The organism is Paenibacillus cineris (assembly GCF_018333335.1).
Taxonomy (GTDB): Bacteria; Bacillota; Bacilli; order Paenibacillales; family Paenibacillaceae; genus Paenibacillus_AQ; species Paenibacillus_AQ favisporus.
This window is the reverse complement of record NZ_BORU01000002.1, coordinates 668,992-683,484: the sequence shown is the minus strand read 5'-3', so window position 1 is coordinate 683,484 and position 14,493 is coordinate 668,992. Positions and strand designations below refer to the sequence as shown.

The 14,493-nt window shown below is 54.4% G+C and carries 14 protein-coding genes; 6 read left to right on the top strand and 8 right to left on the bottom strand.

Annotated elements, in window-relative coordinates; genetic code table 11:
- Position 1: 1 nt before the first annotated feature.
- The 3 genes from KI379_RS23870 to KI379_RS23860 all read right to left on the bottom strand — a co-directional run bounded on the left by KI379_RS23870 (position 2) and on the right by KI379_RS23860 (position 1,934).
- Positions 2 to 580, bottom strand: a complete 579-nt coding sequence (locus KI379_RS23870; RefSeq protein WP_212985087.1) for a GNAT family N-acetyltransferase — start codon at positions 578 to 580, stop codon at positions 2 to 4.
- Between the two features lie 181 nt (positions 581 to 761).
- Entirely contained in the window at positions 762 to 1,199 is a 438-nt protein-coding gene (locus tag KI379_RS23865; protein WP_076175915.1) for a disulfide oxidoreductase, read from the bottom strand.
- Positions 1,200 to 1,211: 12 nt separating this feature from the next.
- Positions 1,212 to 1,934, bottom strand: coding sequence for a thioredoxin domain-containing protein (locus tag KI379_RS23860; protein ID WP_240913486.1), 723 nt, complete (start codon positions 1,932 to 1,934; stop codon positions 1,212 to 1,214).
- A gap of 303 nt (positions 1,935 to 2,237) precedes the next feature.
- Between KI379_RS23860 and KI379_RS23855 the strand changes: the two genes are divergently transcribed.
- Entirely contained in the window at positions 2,238 to 3,242 is a 1,005-nt protein-coding gene (locus tag KI379_RS23855) for an alpha/beta hydrolase (protein WP_212985086.1), read from the top strand.
- Positions 3,243 to 3,358: 116 nt separating this feature from the next.
- On the opposite strand, the gene KI379_RS23850 is transcribed toward KI379_RS23855, so the two are convergent.
- A complete protein-coding gene (locus KI379_RS23850; protein ID WP_212985085.1) occupies positions 3,359 to 3,841 on the bottom strand; it encodes a hypothetical protein in 483 nt (160 codons plus the stop codon).
- 71 nt (positions 3,842 to 3,912) lie between these two features.
- On the bottom strand, positions 3,913 to 4,221 hold the full coding sequence (locus KI379_RS23845) for a hypothetical protein (RefSeq protein WP_076175925.1): 309 nt from the start codon (positions 4,219 to 4,221) through the stop codon (positions 3,913 to 3,915).
- Positions 4,222 to 4,468: 247 nt separating this feature from the next.
- Here KI379_RS23845 and KI379_RS23840 point away from each other — a divergent pair, with 247 nt between their 5' ends.
- From KI379_RS23840 to KI379_RS23830, 3 genes are all read left to right on the top strand, one after another.
- On the top strand, positions 4,469 to 4,948 hold the full coding sequence (locus tag KI379_RS23840; RefSeq protein WP_212985084.1) for a GAF domain-containing protein: 480 nt from the start codon (positions 4,469 to 4,471) through the stop codon (positions 4,946 to 4,948).
- A gap of 179 nt (positions 4,949 to 5,127) precedes the next feature.
- A complete protein-coding gene (locus KI379_RS23835) occupies positions 5,128 to 5,694 on the top strand; it encodes an RNA polymerase sigma factor (protein WP_089549039.1) in 567 nt (188 codons plus the stop codon).
- A complete protein-coding gene (locus tag KI379_RS23830) occupies positions 5,642 to 7,309 on the top strand; it encodes a DUF4179 domain-containing protein (protein WP_212985083.1) in 1,668 nt (555 codons plus the stop codon). Before KI379_RS23835 ends, KI379_RS23830 begins: the two co-directional genes overlap by 53 nt.
- Positions 7,310 to 7,440: 131 nt before the next feature.
- Here KI379_RS23830 and KI379_RS23825 read toward each other — a convergent pair whose 3' ends face one another.
- From KI379_RS23825 to KI379_RS23815, 3 genes are all read right to left on the bottom strand, one after another.
- The gene (locus tag KI379_RS23825; protein ID WP_076175937.1) at positions 7,441 to 7,860 is read right to left on the bottom strand and encodes a TipAS antibiotic-recognition domain-containing protein; all 420 of its coding nucleotides are present in this window, start codon (positions 7,858 to 7,860) and stop codon (positions 7,441 to 7,443) included.
- A 173-nt stretch (positions 7,861 to 8,033) separates the two neighbouring features.
- Entirely contained in the window at positions 8,034 to 10,028 is a 1,995-nt protein-coding gene (locus KI379_RS23820) for an endonuclease MutS2 (protein ID WP_076175939.1), read from the bottom strand.
- A 488-nt stretch (positions 10,029 to 10,516) separates the two neighbouring features.
- Positions 10,517 to 12,214, bottom strand: a complete 1,698-nt coding sequence (locus KI379_RS23815; RefSeq protein ID WP_212985082.1) for a glycoside hydrolase family 13 protein — start codon at positions 12,212 to 12,214, stop codon at positions 10,517 to 10,519.
- Positions 12,215 to 12,560: 346 nt separating this feature from the next.
- Between KI379_RS23815 and KI379_RS23810 the strand changes: the two genes are divergently transcribed.
- Positions 12,561 to 13,883 carry an ArsB/NhaD family transporter gene (locus KI379_RS23810; RefSeq protein ID WP_076175945.1) on the top strand — a complete coding sequence of 441 codons (1,323 nt, stop codon included), beginning with the start codon at positions 12,561 to 12,563 and terminating at the stop codon, positions 13,881 to 13,883.
- Between the two features lie 130 nt (positions 13,884 to 14,013).
- A complete protein-coding gene (locus KI379_RS23805; protein ID WP_076175948.1) occupies positions 14,014 to 14,301 on the top strand; it encodes a hypothetical protein in 288 nt (95 codons plus the stop codon).
- The last annotated feature ends 192 nt before the right edge of the window (positions 14,302 to 14,493 follow it).

Genomic DNA, 14,493 nt, shown 5'->3' with positions numbered 1-14,493 from the left:
TCTAAAACTTGTTATACTCCGCCTGCTCCCATTCTTCACGCAGCAGCGAATGGAGCAGTGCATCTTGAAAGCCTGAAGCCGTATGGCGGTACTGTCTCAGCCGACCTTCGGCCGTGAATCCGAGGGACCCGAACAGACGGACGGCTCGTTCATTCCGCGGATCGGTCAGCGCTTCGATCCGGTTAAGGCCCATCGTCCGATAGCCAAATCCGAGCATCAGGCCGATCGCTTCGCGCATGTAGCCCTTTCCCCAATGGGGCTTCGCAAGCTCGCAGCCGATTTCTCCCCGGTAAGCACCCTCCAGCTGCCACCAATTCAAACCGCAGCTGCCGATGATCCCGGCCTCCGGCAGGAGAATTCCCCAGCGGAGCCCATCCTCGGTGGCCGCCAAACGATTTAGCAGCCGGATGAGTTCCGCTGCCGCCGCTTCGTCCGGCAGGTCCGGAAGATCCGAGTACTTCCGCACCTCCTCGTCGGTCCAGCACGCATACAGCGCCGGGGCGTCGCCTTCCTCGAGCGGACGGAGCCGGATCCGCGGCCCTTCAAGCTCGGGAATGTTCCCGCTGCATTGATAGCTCATCCCAACGCCCCCTTCATGTACTTTGCAATATTATCAATGTACAACGCCTGCCCCCTGCAGCACAAGAGCGCCTCCCCTCCCGGTTTCTGCCATATGAACGCAAAAAACACCCCGGCGCTTACCCTGTGTCCTTGAGGAGGGCTGCAGCCGGAGTGCTTGTCCATCGCTGTATTTTACACCATTATTGCTGTGCTTCCGTTCTTCCCATCAGCAGAAACGCAATGATAAAAATAAAAGCGATCAATGCCAGAAGCGGGATCGTAATGAAGCCAAACCAGTTCAAATAATCGAAATTGCAGGGAATGCCTACCTTGCACGGCAGTGCATTGGCAAGCGCCGGAATTTTCTGCTCCGCATAATGATAGATCGAGATGCAGCCGCCGATCGCGCTGAGGGTCACCGCATAAGGAATGATTTTACGGTCATTTTTATAGCTGGCGATTCCGAGCAGAATCACTTCCGGATACATGAATATCCGCTGGAACCAGCACAGCCTGCACGGTTCATAGTGCATCACTTCGCTTAAATACAAGCTGCCTCCCGTGGCGATAAGGGACACGATCCAGGCAAAATACAGGCTGTAGGGCTTGATGAACGCAATGAAACGGTTGCCTTCCATCCGAAACTCCCCTTACTTGTCGGTGTCAGCCGACTTTTTATCCAAATAGCTCTTGAGTGCGTTGTAATCGAGCGTGACATTCTCCGCTACCTTCTCGCCGTTTACGTACAGCGTCGGCGTGCTGTTCACGCGAAGCTTGTTGCCGGTAGCCATATGGCTGTCCACTTCATCCTGGTACGTCTTCTCCTCGATGTCCTTGCTGAGCTGATCGTAATCCACCTTGATGTTATTGTCGCGGGCCAGCTTCACCAGGAACTCTGGCGTTGCCCACTCGGTTTTTTCATCCTGCTGGTTGTCGAAGAGTACGTGGTAGTACTTCCAAAATTCATCCTTGTTCTGATGGAACACCGATTGCGCGGCCAGAGCAGCCGTGTTGGAGTCCGCATTCGGACTGATGATAAGGTAATTCATGAAATAGAGCGCAGCTTTACCGGAATCGATAAAATCCTTCTGCAGGCTCGGCTCGATGTCCTGACTGAAATACTGGCAGGCCGGGCACTTGTAGTCGCCCATCTCCACGATCTTGATCGGGGCTTCCGGATTTCCCAGCACCGGGAGCGAGCTGTAATCAAACGATGCTTCCTTGGATTGCGGCCGAATAAACACCAGCAGCAGGACCAGCACGACGATACATGCACCTGTAATCCACATGATCCGTTTCATGCGTTTCTCCTGCGCTGCCCGCTGGGCTTTACGTTGGGCCACGGTGTTGACTTGCTTCTTCTTCGGTTTCACGAAGCCTGACGTCTCCTTTCCTGTGAACTAAAGCTGAGGCGCCTTGGCATTTGGGTCTTTAGTTCTTCCTTAATGTAAGTTACTTAACACTTCTTCTCTAGGTTATTCTAGCATCTCCCCCCGCCGATGACCAGAAAGAACCGCTTCCAAAACCGGTCAAATCGGGAATTGTTAAATAAATTGTAACAAAATCAATTACATGACAGCCCGTAGTGAGTTTTTTCATGAAAATATGAGTTGACTTGAAACGTTCCGGTGATACTACTTTTACCTTAACTGTTTGAAAAGAAGGGGGGGAAGATTATGGAGTGGCAGACTGCCGTTATTGTCGTTTTTGCCGCTTTCCTGGCCGCGATAGGAATTACGCGTTACGCCTTTTATCAAATGACGCAGATGAAGGCCCTCACATACGAGCAGACCTTTCAAGCCATGGAGCAGGTCGGGCTGTTCAAGCAGGATTACTTTGAGTCGCTGCCCAAGGAAGAGGTTCAAATTACGAGCTATGACGGGCTGAAGCTGAACGGCATGCTCATACCGCACCCTTCGGGCTCCAACCGTTTCGTCATTCTCGTCCATGGATATACCGCCTCGCTTCCGGCATCGATTCCCTTTATGGACATTTTCCGGGAGGATGGGTTCAACACGCTTCTGATCGACCTGCGCCGGCACGGAAAAAGCGAAGGCAAATATACGACCTACGGGTTCCACGAAAAGCACGACATCGACTCCTGGATCCGATGGATTCGCGCGACGTACGGCAGCGACTCGGTCGTCGGCCTGCACGGCATGTCCCTTGGAGGAGGCACCGTGCTGGAATACCTGTCGCTGCCTCACACGGACGCCGCCTTTGTCATCGCCGACTGCCCTTATTCCGATCTGACGCGCCTGATGCATCATCAAATGCAGGCGCTGAACCGTATTCCCGCGGCTGTGTTCCTTCCGCTTGTCGACCGCAGACTGTTCCGGAAAGCAGGCTTTACGCTGAATCAGGTCAGCCCCGTCCGCTCCGCCCGGTACAGCCCCGTTCCCGTCATGTTTATCCATGGCACACGGGACCGCTATATCCCGACGGAGATGAGCGAGGAACTGTTTGCCGCCAAAGAAGGAATGAAACGGCTTCTTCTCGTTGAAGGAGCCTCCCACGGCAATGCGCTGGGGGTCAACCCGGAGCTGTATAAAAAAGCCGTGCAGGAATTTGTCCGCGATGTGATGGAAGGGGCCGTTCCTGCCATGCAGCCGGAACAGGCCGAGGAGCTTGTGGAAGAACCTGTGCAGGCGGGGCTTCCCCAGCCGGAATTTAATATGTAAGACTTCTGCACCAACTCACAACATTAATTACAACTCAAAAAAGCCCCTTGGACTCCGGACTCCTCTCCTTCGGACCAAGGGGCTTTTCCATTTTCCGAACATGAAGCCAGACAGCCTTATCGCATCCTGTACTGCTTGCTCTCCTCTGCCGCAATGTCTTCCCGGATGCTCATTTTCTCCGCATTGTAATGACTGATCGCTTGGTTTAATCCCTTCAGGTCGAATACGGAAACATCCAGCTCGCTCAGTTCATCCACATCCGATCTCAGCCGGTCCCTCAAATCCGTCAGCCTGCGGATATGGGACTGCGCATATTGGCCTGCTCTTTCCTCTGTTAATTCCGAGGATTTTTCGGCTACCAGGGTGCCGTTGACCTTTACCAATTCATCCGACAGCGTATGCTTCAAACGACTGAGCCGGCGCTTCAAACGCGCTCCAATCATGACATATATGGCAAATCCGAACACAAGAATCGCCAGCGCATAGGACAACCAATACCATGCTCCATGTGCGCTGTGCTCAGTCCCTGCATCGGGCAGCTCCACCGCGAGCACCCGCACCGGGCTTGTCGTTAAAACCGTAGTCAACCATTTGTGCATATCCATTCCCTCCATTCTAAGATGCGGTAACGATTCTAGGTGGCAGGAAGTTGATCTTGGAAGCCTGGGCGTTAAGCACCGGCATTCGCGCTCTCCGTTTCTTCAAGGGGTGCCAGTACTTCCCCGCACAGCTTCTGAAGCATGACCTGAATTTCCTTGAACTCCCCGATTCCCGTTCCGGTCAAGCTGTATTCATCGCCGTGAGCCGTCAGAAAGTTCAATTCGGTCAGGCGCTCCAGCTGCTGCTTCACTTCCCGTTCCCCCACCTTGTAGCCGTGCGCCTCCAGCACGGGCTGCATATCACGGATGGTCAAGTCATGGTGATGGGCATGGTAAAGCATGTGGATACTCATGAATAAATTTTGTACGTCTGCACGCATAGATTCCTCTCCTTCCGGCGAACGCCTGTAAAAATGAGCCTGTCATTACCATTGTTTACCCTTCTTCCGCTGCCGGGAAACAATACGAATCCCTGTTTAAGCCATGCCGGACGCCGGAATCAGCAGGCTTCACAGGATATGACCATGATTTTTAGAGGGAGGAATTTCACTTGACGTGGAAGGAATTCCTGTATACTATCTTTTATAATTAACCAACGGTTAAAAGACAGAAATGAGGTGGATCGTCATGTTTCAAGCCCTTCCCTACGAAGGAAACCGGAATGACCAATTTGCAGCCGTCCTCGAACAGCTTAAGTCGCTCATCCATGATGAGCCCAGCTCCATTGCCAATCTAGCCAACGCCTCGGCCCTGCTGAACAGCTTCCTTCCTGACATAAATTGGGTTGGTTTCTATCTATTCGATGGAATTGAGCTGGTTCTCGGACCGTTTCAAGGGCTCCCGGCCTGCATCCGCATTCCTTTGGGTAAAGGGGTATGCGGTACAGCGGCAGCCGAGCGGAGAACGATTGTGGTCGATGACGTGCATGAGTTTCCCGGGCATATCGCCTGCGATGCCGCCTCGAACAGCGAAATTGTCGTTCCGCTGGTCCAGGGAGAGCGCCTGATCGGCGTACTCGATATCGACAGCCCGCTGAAGGGGCGGTTTGACCAAGATGAGCGGCAGTTTCTCGAACAGTTTGCCGGTATTTTGACGGCACAGCTGTAATATAGGATCCTGGGAAAATAAAGCGGTCTTCTGCTTATGATGCGGAAGACCGCTTTTTTCCATTCCTGCATGATAAGATAATGAACGAAAACACGGCGTTGTTTGTCTTATGGTCAGATGGAACAACCGCCGGCCGGCATCAGTTCCATGGATCTTTGCATGTCAAGGAAGGTGAAGCAATGACGGACAAAGAGCTGTTCGAGACCTTTAACCGGGATGTCTACAGCTTTTGCTACTATATGATGCAGCGCAGGGAAGATGCCGAAGACCTCTGCCAGGAGACGTTTATCCGGGCACTGCTCGCGGACCGGAGCTCTATTCAGGATATCCGGCGCTGGCTTATTCAAATCGCCGCCAATCTGTGCAAAAACTCGCTTCGCCGCTCGAAAGCGGGCGTCATCAAGGAAAAGCTCTTTTCCTATCGGCATCTGGCGGCTGCCCCGCATTCGGTCGAGGAAACGGTCGAAGGGCGGGAACTGGCCCTGGAGCTGTCCCGGCTGTACGGGCGGCTTCCCGCGAACATTCGGATGGTGATGATTCTCCGTTACATTAACGGGCTGTCCCAGCAGGAGATCGCCGACATGATCCGCGTTCCTTTGGGGACCGTCAAATCCAGAATCAATAAGGGGCTTTCGCTCATGAGAAAATATATCGCTAAGCCCTCCTGCCCCCTCATGAAAGGAGAGAACGACGATGAACCGATTCAGCTTGGAACAGATGGAACGGGCCATTTCACGAAAGCCTGAGCCCGCTCCCGATTTTGAAGCGATGTGGAGCACGATCGAGGAAGAGGTTGGACGACGGCGTTCAGGCCAGTCTTCAACTGTAAGAAGGTCATCGGTGACCCGCAAGTGGGTTCCGGCGGCCGCTTCCGCTGTGGTCTTCCTGGCGGTAGCCGTTCCCGTGTTTGCAGCCATAAACCCGGGCTGGGACTTGTGGGGACGGCCGGGTGTGAACAATGCCATTCAGCACGGCTTTGGCGAGCCGCTGGATTTGAGTGCCCGGCAGTCGGGCACAACGATGAAGCTGCACGGCGTCGTGACGGACGGCGAGCAGATGGATGTGCTTTTTACGATGCAGGTTCCGGGCCTTCCGGATTATGACGCCGTCGATTTCGAATCCGTCTCCCTGTCCGATTCTAAGGGGAAAGATGCCAAGCCAAACGTTCTGCTCAAACGCGATGAGGAAAAAGATACACTGAAAGGGATGTTCGAGCTGCAGGATGAGCTGAAGAAGTCTAAACGGAGCATGCACTTGGACGCCAGCAACCTGGTTTTTTACCAATATGACGATCTGCCTCTTGAGGGAGATATTGCCGAAGGCTCCAGGCTGGCTCCATCGTCGTCTTCAGGCGGCTTCGCGGCTGTGGAGATCCAATCGATCGTCCGGAAAAACGACCAATTGACCATCCGGTATGCCTTGACGTCACCGCTTGAGGATCCAGGCAATCTGGACCCCCACCTGGTGATCACCTCCGGTTCGCACACGTATCAAAGCGTGTCCCGGGCGGTCCTGCCCCCGGACGGTAACGATTTGCTGTGCCAGTCGACCTTCACCATTCCGGAACGGGACTGGAAGGGAGCCAAGCTTCACCTGACCTATTTGCAGGAGGTCAAGAGAGTAGCGGGAACCTGGGCTTTTGACTTCAACGCAGACGGCAGCAAGGCCAGCGAAGCCATTTACAGCAAACCGCTTCCGGCAAATGAGGAACAGGCCGCAAACGTCAATTTGAACCTGAAACAGCTGGTCATCACGCCGCTTCAGATCCGAATCCCATACAGGCAGGATTCCAATGACTGGACTGAGGGCGTGAGACGCTTTACGAACGTATCCCTGCAGCTGGGGGACCAGCGCATCGAAGGCAGTGACTATCATACCGGCATGTACGAGAAGGTCCGGCACCGGGAATATTTGGATGAAGGCTACCTGCGCTTTGAGTCGCCGACATGGTTTAAAGACTGGTCGGGGGAACCGATGAAGCTTATCTTCTCAGGTTTGGAAATTACAAAAAGGGACCTTTCGAAGCATTGGTACGATCTGGCCGCGCCGACTGCCACTGAACAGCAGGTGCAGATGGATCTGGACGGACGGAAGGTCACGTTCACCTACTATCTGAAGGGCAGCCAGTTGATCGTGAAGTCTTCCTCTGAGGACCCGACCTTTAAAGGGGTATCGCAATCGGTGATCCGTGCCGGCGGAAAAGAGATCCTCCCGGACTACGTCCCTGCGCCGCCTTCGAGCGGGCCGTTTACCAAAGTGGAGACGTATTCAAACCTTCCGGAAGGAACGGCGCTGCAGCTGAACCCGGGCGTGTACGTGCTGCTCGAACCGGACGAGACGGTTGAAGCGGCCATTAATTAACGCCTTTTGGTAAAGTCAATTCTCGGATCCGCCCCCATGAAAGAAACAAATGCTCCCCCGGATACGGCAGAAGCCCGCCCGGCCATTCATCGGCCAGGCGGGCTTGTTGTGCTCACCCTTGTTCATCTTTCTTACATCAGCTCGCGCTCGGCGAATATGATCATCCCGTCCCGTAAAAAAACGGGGAGCTGCGGATGGTATGCCGTAAACAGCTGCTTGTGTTCGGTCTGTTCCACATATAAGTTTCCCAATCCGATATATACCATTGCCGACGGCGTGTAATAACGGCTCATCCATTCATAATGCCTGCGGATGATCCGCTGAACCTGCGGAGCACCCGGGTGATGGCCTTCCTCGATGGCCGCCTTTAAATCCCGGTTAATCTGATCGATTTCCCGCTGGGAGCGCAGGTAGTCTTCCTTGGTCCACAGCTGCATTTTATGCTGGCTCTCCTGCGTTTCGGACTCGCCTCCCAGCTGGGTCAGCACGTCCTGCTCGGTCACATTGGATCCGGCCGGGCCTGAGTCCCGGCCTCTTTTGTCTGGTTCCATCGTTTCTCCCTCCACTTGACTTTCTGATCTATATCTTTTGCCTCATGGTCTGCACGATTGATGTCAGGTCTTGTCATCTTCCAATTACCCGTTTCGCAGGAATTTAACCGCTGCCGGAAGAGCATTTATCCACTTTTTTTAACATTTTTTTCTTCCGTAACCCGATTCACAATTTAGGGCTTCGAGTCGGAATCGCGAATGATGGACAGCCCCTCGACATGCTTGCGGTTCATCAGCTTGCTCTTCTTCCGGTTCTCCTTGGACTCAAAAATGATGTCGAAATCGTAGTCCTCAGGGTACAGTTCGCTCTTCTCAATGAACAGCTTGAGCCGCTTCTGGTTGATCCGGATCTTCTCCTTCTGGATCATGACCCCTACCATGCCCATGGCGTCCTCCGGCTCATAGACGATGCCCGTTCGCCCATAGGAGCTGACATAGACAGCGTCTCCTACCTCAAGCTTGCGCACGGGTGCGGCCGATGCTTGCTCCTGATCCTCATCCGCCTGATCCCGGCTCCCTGCTCCATCGCCCTCATTGGCTTCAAGGGGGCCGGAGGACTGAGCTGTCTCCTCCATCTGCTCAGACGCTGTTTGAACAATGGGATGTTCCTCGGCTGCATCGGGCTGCAGGGCAGGCAGCGGCTTCTGCCTGTGCAAAATTTCCTGCGACCGCTCGATAATGCCTGCTGTCATCCCCAGCTTTGTGGCGATTTGAATCGCGTAGCTCTGCCCCGCCTCCCCGATCGTCAGCCGGTAAAGCGGCTCCAGCGTCTCGACATCAAACTCCATTCGGGCGTTCTGGAACCCCGGCGTCCGTGCCGCAAACGTCTTCAGCTCGTTAAAATGCGTCGTGACCATGATCATGGCGCCTCTGTTGCTGAGCTCTTCCAGAATGGCGATCGACAGGGACATCCCTTCGCCCGGATCCGTTCCGGCCGCCAGCTCGTCGATCAGCAGCAGGGTATGGCGGTCCGCCGCATCCACCATCCCGATCAGGCGCTTAATTTGGGCGGAAAAGGTGCTGAGCGACTGCTCGATGCTCTGCCCGTCCCCGATGGCCGACAGCACTTTAGTGAATACGGTGAACGTGCTGCCTTCCTCCACCGGCACGAGCAGACCCGACTGCACCATCAGGGTGAGCAGCCCGAGCGTCTTGAGCGCCACCGTCTTGCCGCCGGTATTCGGCCCGGTAATGATCAGCGAGCGGTAACCGCCGCCCAGCTCCAGCCGCAGCGGCACCATCGTCTTCAGCATGAACGGATGCCGCGCTCCGCTTACCTTGATGCGCCCGCTGTCGCTAAGAAGAACATTGTTCCCGCCCAAGGTGCGGCTGTATTTTGCTTTGGCAAAAATAAAATCGTACGTTCCCGTGATATCGATATTCAGCAGCAGATCGGCCGAAGCCGCCTCAAGCAGTCCGGTCAACGCGCTCAGCACGATGCCTTCTTCCCGGGCCTCATCCGCTTCGTGCATGCCAAGCTCGCTTTGAAGATGGGCGACCTCCTCCGGCTCCACAAAGACGGTCTGCCCGCTCGTCGACTGGTCGAGCACCGAGCCCTTGATCGTTTTGTGATACTCCCGCTTGACCGGAATGACGTACCGGCCGCCCCGGACGCTGACCAGATTTTCCTGCAAAATCGAGCCGTGCCTGGACAGAATCGCAGCGATCTTTTTCTGAATGCGTTCCTTAACGATAGCGATCTTCTTGCGGACGCGCTCCAGGTTTTTGCTGGCTTGATCGTCCACCCGGCCAAACCGGATGCAGCGCTCAATTTCGCTCTTCAGCTTCGCCAGCTCCTGCATCGAGGAAGCATACGAGCTGATGCCCGGCGCGATGTCGCGCTTCCCGGCCATGTACTTACGCAGCTGCCCGCAGCTGTGCAGAAACGTATGGACCGCGGTAAAATCCTGCTCGTCGAACAGGTACCCTGTATGCAGCAGGGAGACGATCCGGTCAATCCCTTCCAGGGATGGCAGCGGGACGCTGGCCCCTTTATCCAGCAGCGCCTTGGCTTCAGCCGTCTCATCCAGCGCCCTGCGGACTGCACTGGCCGTGGTCAGCGGCTCCAATTCATCGATATGCCTGCGTCCTTCATAAGAAACCGCGTAATCTCTCAACGCTTCCTTCATTTTGTCGTATTCCAGCATGATCATCGTCGTTTGATCCATTGGTAGTTCATCCTCCTGTTTCTTGTTATGTCTTCCTATGGCAGCGCAAAAAGGGGCAGAGAATACGCGCATGCGATTCCTGCCCCTGGTCTGCCGGACTGCCTTTGTCTGCTGCCTTTGCTGTACGCAAAAAAACCGTGCTGCAAAGAGCACGGTCCTGTACGCCGGAGAGCCAGCCGCCCATTAGGCGGCGGCCCTTATCCGGCATGACAACGGTCGAGCGGCCAACGCTCCACCGATTCGGATCACAAAGGTTTCAAACAGTCCGCAAGGGATTGTCGTTTGATGCTTCGCGTGTTCTTAACTATTTCCAAGACCGCATTCTGCAAAGAGGCGCATTGAAAGAAAGAGTGCCCTCCCGGGCATTCCTCGCCTGTCTTCGTGTCATACAGTCGATATGGAGTTTGATTAGTTAAGAACAACCACCGTCATCAAAATCTCTCCCTTGTTATAGGATGAGGTAAATTTACCAAGTTTGCGCCACGAAGTCAAGGGGCTGGTGTCTTCATGAGGTACACTCTCGCTTCATACGGCCGCAGCTTCAAATTCCCGAGATCCTCCTCCCCCTTGATGGGGTAGTTGGAGATCAGCAGCTGCTTGGCCTCCGGCACGAGCTCCGCCGGCAGCTTCAGCACCGGCTCGCCTCCGAAAAAGTTCAGGATGACCAGGAGACACTGGTCCTCCAGCGTCCGGGTATACACATACAGCTCCTTGTCGAGCGGAAGCAGCAGCTTGTATTCGCCGTACACGATCACTTCATGCTGTTTGCGGAGGGCGATAAGCTTTTTATAGTAATGGTAGATCGAATTCGGATCCTTAATCGCATCCTCCACATTGATCAGGGGATAGTTCGAGTTCACCTCGATCCACGGCGTGCCCCGCGTAAAGCCTGCATGCTCCCCATTGGTCCACTGCATCGGCGTACGGGCGTTGTCCCGGCTTTTTTTCCAAATCGCCTGCATGACCTGCTCTTCGGGCACACCCTGATCCAGCTGCTCCTCATAGTAATTCAGTGTTTCCACGTCACGGTAGTCATCGATTGAGGCGAAGGCGATGTTCGTCATGCCGATCTCCTCGCCTTGGTAAATATACGGCGTGCCTTCGAGCGTGTGCAGGAAGGTCGCCAGCATCTTCGCCGACTCCACCCGGTATTTCTGGTCGTCCCCGAACCGGGACACCGATCTCGGCTGGTCATGATTGCACCAATAATTCGCGTTCCAGCCCTTGTCGTGCAGCACTGTCTGCCACCCGCTGATGACCTTTTTCAGCTCCAGCAGGTTCCAGGGACGAATATCCCACTTGCCGGAACCGGAAGAACCCGCATCGAGCTGCATATGCTCGAACTGGAACACCATGTTCAGCTCGTTGCGCGTATCCCCGACATAGCTGAGCGCCTGCTCCGGACCCAGACCCGACGTCTCGCCGACGGTCATGATGTCGTAGTGGAACAGTACCCGTTCATACAGGTTGCTCAGCAGGGTGTGCACATTTTCCAGGTTGGAAAACAGCTCATACGCGCGCACCGTCGGCAGCTGGTCCGGGTTGTCCCCGTCCGGCAGGCCGACCGCCTTGACAATATGTGCGATTGCGTCGAAACGGAAGCCGTCCACGCCTTTTTTGAGCCACCATTCCACCATTTCATGCATGCTGTCGATCACTTTCTGATTTTCCCAGTTCAGGTCCGGCTGGTGCTTGGAGTACAGATGGAGATAATACTCGCCTGTCTTCTCGTCGTATTCCCAGACCGAGCCGCTGAAATAGGACTCCCAGTTGTTCGGCGGATGTCCGTCTTTGCCTTTGCGCCATATATAAAAATCCCGTTTCGGATTATCCTTGCTCGACCGCGACTCGATAAACCATGGATGCTCGTCCGAGGTATGGTTCAGGACCAGATCCATCATGATTTTGAGACCGCGCGCATGCGCCTCCCGCAGCAGACGGTCAAACTCCTCCATCGTGCCGAACTCGTCCATAATGTCGCAGTAGTCGCTGATATCGTATCCGTTATCGTGATTGGGGGACTTGTAGATCGGGCAAATCCAGATCACGTCGACCCCCAGATCCTTCAAGTAATCCAGTCTCGATATAATGCCGAGCAGATCCCCCTTGCCATCACCGTTCGTGTCGAGGAAGCTGATCGGATAGATTTGATACACTACGGCTTCTTTCCACCATTTTTTGTTCATAACCTGCTCCTTACGTGCTCCATTTTTTGCCGGATATCCGACGGTTGTTTACAAGATCGCGCGAACACTTTATAATTATTGTAAACCGATTTCCGGTTTACCTTTCAGAATGAGAGCAAGTTTTTACATTTCAATCAAATAGAATTCAATTGGAGGAGCCTGCCATGTGCGGGCTCCTTTTGTCTTTTTTCCCTCTCATTCGTTGTGCGGGTCCGCCATGCACTCCTCCATCCTGATGTAAAGGAGGATAGACGCGTTGATTTTAAAGTCCCGGTAAAAAATGTAGAGATCTGGATACGCTATACGGCATGGCGATCTCTACTCAAAGAAACCAAACCCGGGCTGCATGATTCAGGATTCGCACATATACAGGATGGGGAGGCACGCTATGGAACAGCAAGCAATACTGGCTATTGGTATTTTTCTCATTGTTTACGCATTTATTATCGCGGAAAAAATTCACCGGACGATCGTGGCGATGATCGGCGGTGCGCTCATGGTCATATTCGGCATCGTGAGCCAGGAAACCGCGATTCATCATATCGATTTCAACACGCTCGGCCTGCTCGTCGGCATGATGATCATCGTCAATATCACAGCTGAGACGGGATTATTCAAATTCATTGCCGTATGGGCCGCGAAAAAGGCCAAGGGCCGGCCCGTCGCCATCATGGTGGCGCTGATTCTGATTACCGCGATCGGATCGGCGTTTCTCGACAACGTGACCACCGTTCTGCTTATGGTGCCCGTCACGCTCAGCATTACCCGGCAGCTGCGGGTTAACCCGACGCCGTTTCTGATCACCCAGATCATGGCGTCCAACGTCGGCGGCACCGCCACCCTGATCGGTGACCCGCCTAACATAATGATCGGCAGCGCGGTGAAGGAGCTGACCTTTGTCGCCTTTATCAATAACTTGACGCCCATTGCGGTGATCATTCTCGCCGTATTTATTCCGCTATTCATTCTCATGTTCCGCAAACAGATCAAGACGACGCCGGAGCTGATGCAGAGCATTATGGATCTGGATGAAAAAGAGCTGCTCACCGACCGCAAGCTCCTGATCAAATGCCTGACGGTGATGGGTCTGACGATCATCGGCTTCTTCCTTCACCAGCTGGTTCACCTTGAGTCGGCCACCGTCGCCCTCGCCGGTGCTTTCCTGCTGCTTCTGCTGACGGGCGAGCATATGCTGGAGGAGGCTTTTGCCAAGGTCGAATGGCCGACGATCTTTTTCTTCGTGGGATTGTTCGTGCTGGTGGCCGGCCTGATCGAAACAGGGGTCATCGCCACCCTGGCGGAAAAAGCTACCGATCTCACCGGCGGCGACGTCGCGGCAACGTCGATGCTCATCCTGTGGATGAGCGCGATCGCGTCCGCTTTTATCGACAACATTCCGTTTGTCGCGACCATGATCCCGATGATCCAGGACATGGGCAGCCTCGGCATCAGCAATTTGGAGCCGCTGTGGTGGAGCTTGGCCCTGGGTGCCTGCCTGGGAGGCAACGGCTCCCTGATCGGTGCGAGCGCCAACCTGATCGTGGCCGGCATGGCTGCCAAGGAAGGATATCCGATCAAGTTCGCCCAGTTTCTGAAGCTCGGTTTTCCGATGATGCTGCTGTCCATCGTTCTGGCCAGCGCATACGTGTATCTTCGGTATTTGATGTAGCGGCCGAAGGCAATGGGGGCGATGGTGTTGCTGCAGATTGGGGGCAGCTGGTGGCACTGATGCTTCCAGGCAAGGACATGACAGCCCCTGAAAGCAGCGCAAAATGACACGTGCGAAGGAGGATCAACTTATGCTGGAGTATCGTTACGACCCGAGCATCATTCAGATTACGGAAAGCGTCAACGAGCAGGACGCGGAGTTCCGCATCCGGCTGCTGCAGGAAGAGCCTTATCTGGCTAGGCTCAAGCAGATCAGGCGCTTTTTCGAGGACAATGATATCTACACGGACGCCTTGTTTTATGTCTATAAAAATCACGAGTACGGTGCGATCGTACGGAAGGAATACTACGTGGACTTCGTGCTGGCACTGATGAAGCATCAGCTGCTGCAGAGTGTGGAGTGGAAGCCTTCACCTTAGAGCTTTTAGCGCTGGCGGTGCGTTCGCTGTTGATCTATTCAGGCCATTGGCTGCAGCAAAATAGATGCACTTCACATTTACTTCTACGTTGGAAATGTGGCAGCGCCATTTATGCCAGGGAATACGTTAGTCAAATAAGAAGCCGCCCGGCTTGCTCCTTTCGAGCAGAGACCGGCGGCTTCTTTTCACGCG

Bases quoted from the DNA above. Each gene is read 5' to 3' on its own strand.
- KI379_RS23815 (WP_212985082.1), bottom strand. From the start codon at position 12,214: ATGAACAAAAAATGGTGGAAAGAAGCCGTAGTGTATCAAATCTATCCG.
- KI379_RS23845 (WP_076175925.1), bottom strand. From the start codon at position 4,221: ATGCGTGCAGACGTACAAAATTTATTCATGAGTATCCACATGCTTTAC.
- KI379_RS23840 (WP_212985084.1), top strand. From the start codon at position 4,469: ATGTTTCAAGCCCTTCCCTACGAAGGAAACCGGAATGACCAATTTGCA.
- KI379_RS23830 (WP_212985083.1), top strand. From the start codon at position 5,642: ATGAACCGATTCAGCTTGGAACAGATGGAACGGGCCATTTCACGAAAG.
- KI379_RS23870 (WP_212985087.1), bottom strand. From the start codon at position 580: ATGAGCTATCAATGCAGCGGGAACATTCCCGAGCTTGAAGGGCCGCGG.
- KI379_RS23820 (WP_076175939.1), bottom strand. From the start codon at position 10,028: ATGGATCAAACGACGATGATCATGCTGGAATACGACAAAATGAAGGAA.
- KI379_RS23825 (WP_076175937.1), bottom strand. From the start codon at position 7,860: ATGGAACCAGACAAAAGAGGCCGGGACTCAGGCCCGGCCGGATCCAAT.
- KI379_RS23835 (WP_089549039.1), top strand. From the start codon at position 5,128: ATGACGGACAAAGAGCTGTTCGAGACCTTTAACCGGGATGTCTACAGC.
- KI379_RS23865 (WP_076175915.1), bottom strand. From the start codon at position 1,199: ATGGAAGGCAACCGTTTCATTGCGTTCATCAAGCCCTACAGCCTGTAT.
- KI379_RS23810 (WP_076175945.1), top strand. From the start codon at position 12,561: ATGATTCAGGATTCGCACATATACAGGATGGGGAGGCACGCTATGGAA.
- KI379_RS23805 (WP_076175948.1), top strand. From the start codon at position 14,014: ATGCTGGAGTATCGTTACGACCCGAGCATCATTCAGATTACGGAAAGC.
- KI379_RS23850 (WP_212985085.1), bottom strand. From the start codon at position 3,841: ATGCACAAATGGTTGACTACGGTTTTAACGACAAGCCCGGTGCGGGTG.
- KI379_RS23855 (WP_212985086.1), top strand. From the start codon at position 2,238: ATGGAGTGGCAGACTGCCGTTATTGTCGTTTTTGCCGCTTTCCTGGCC.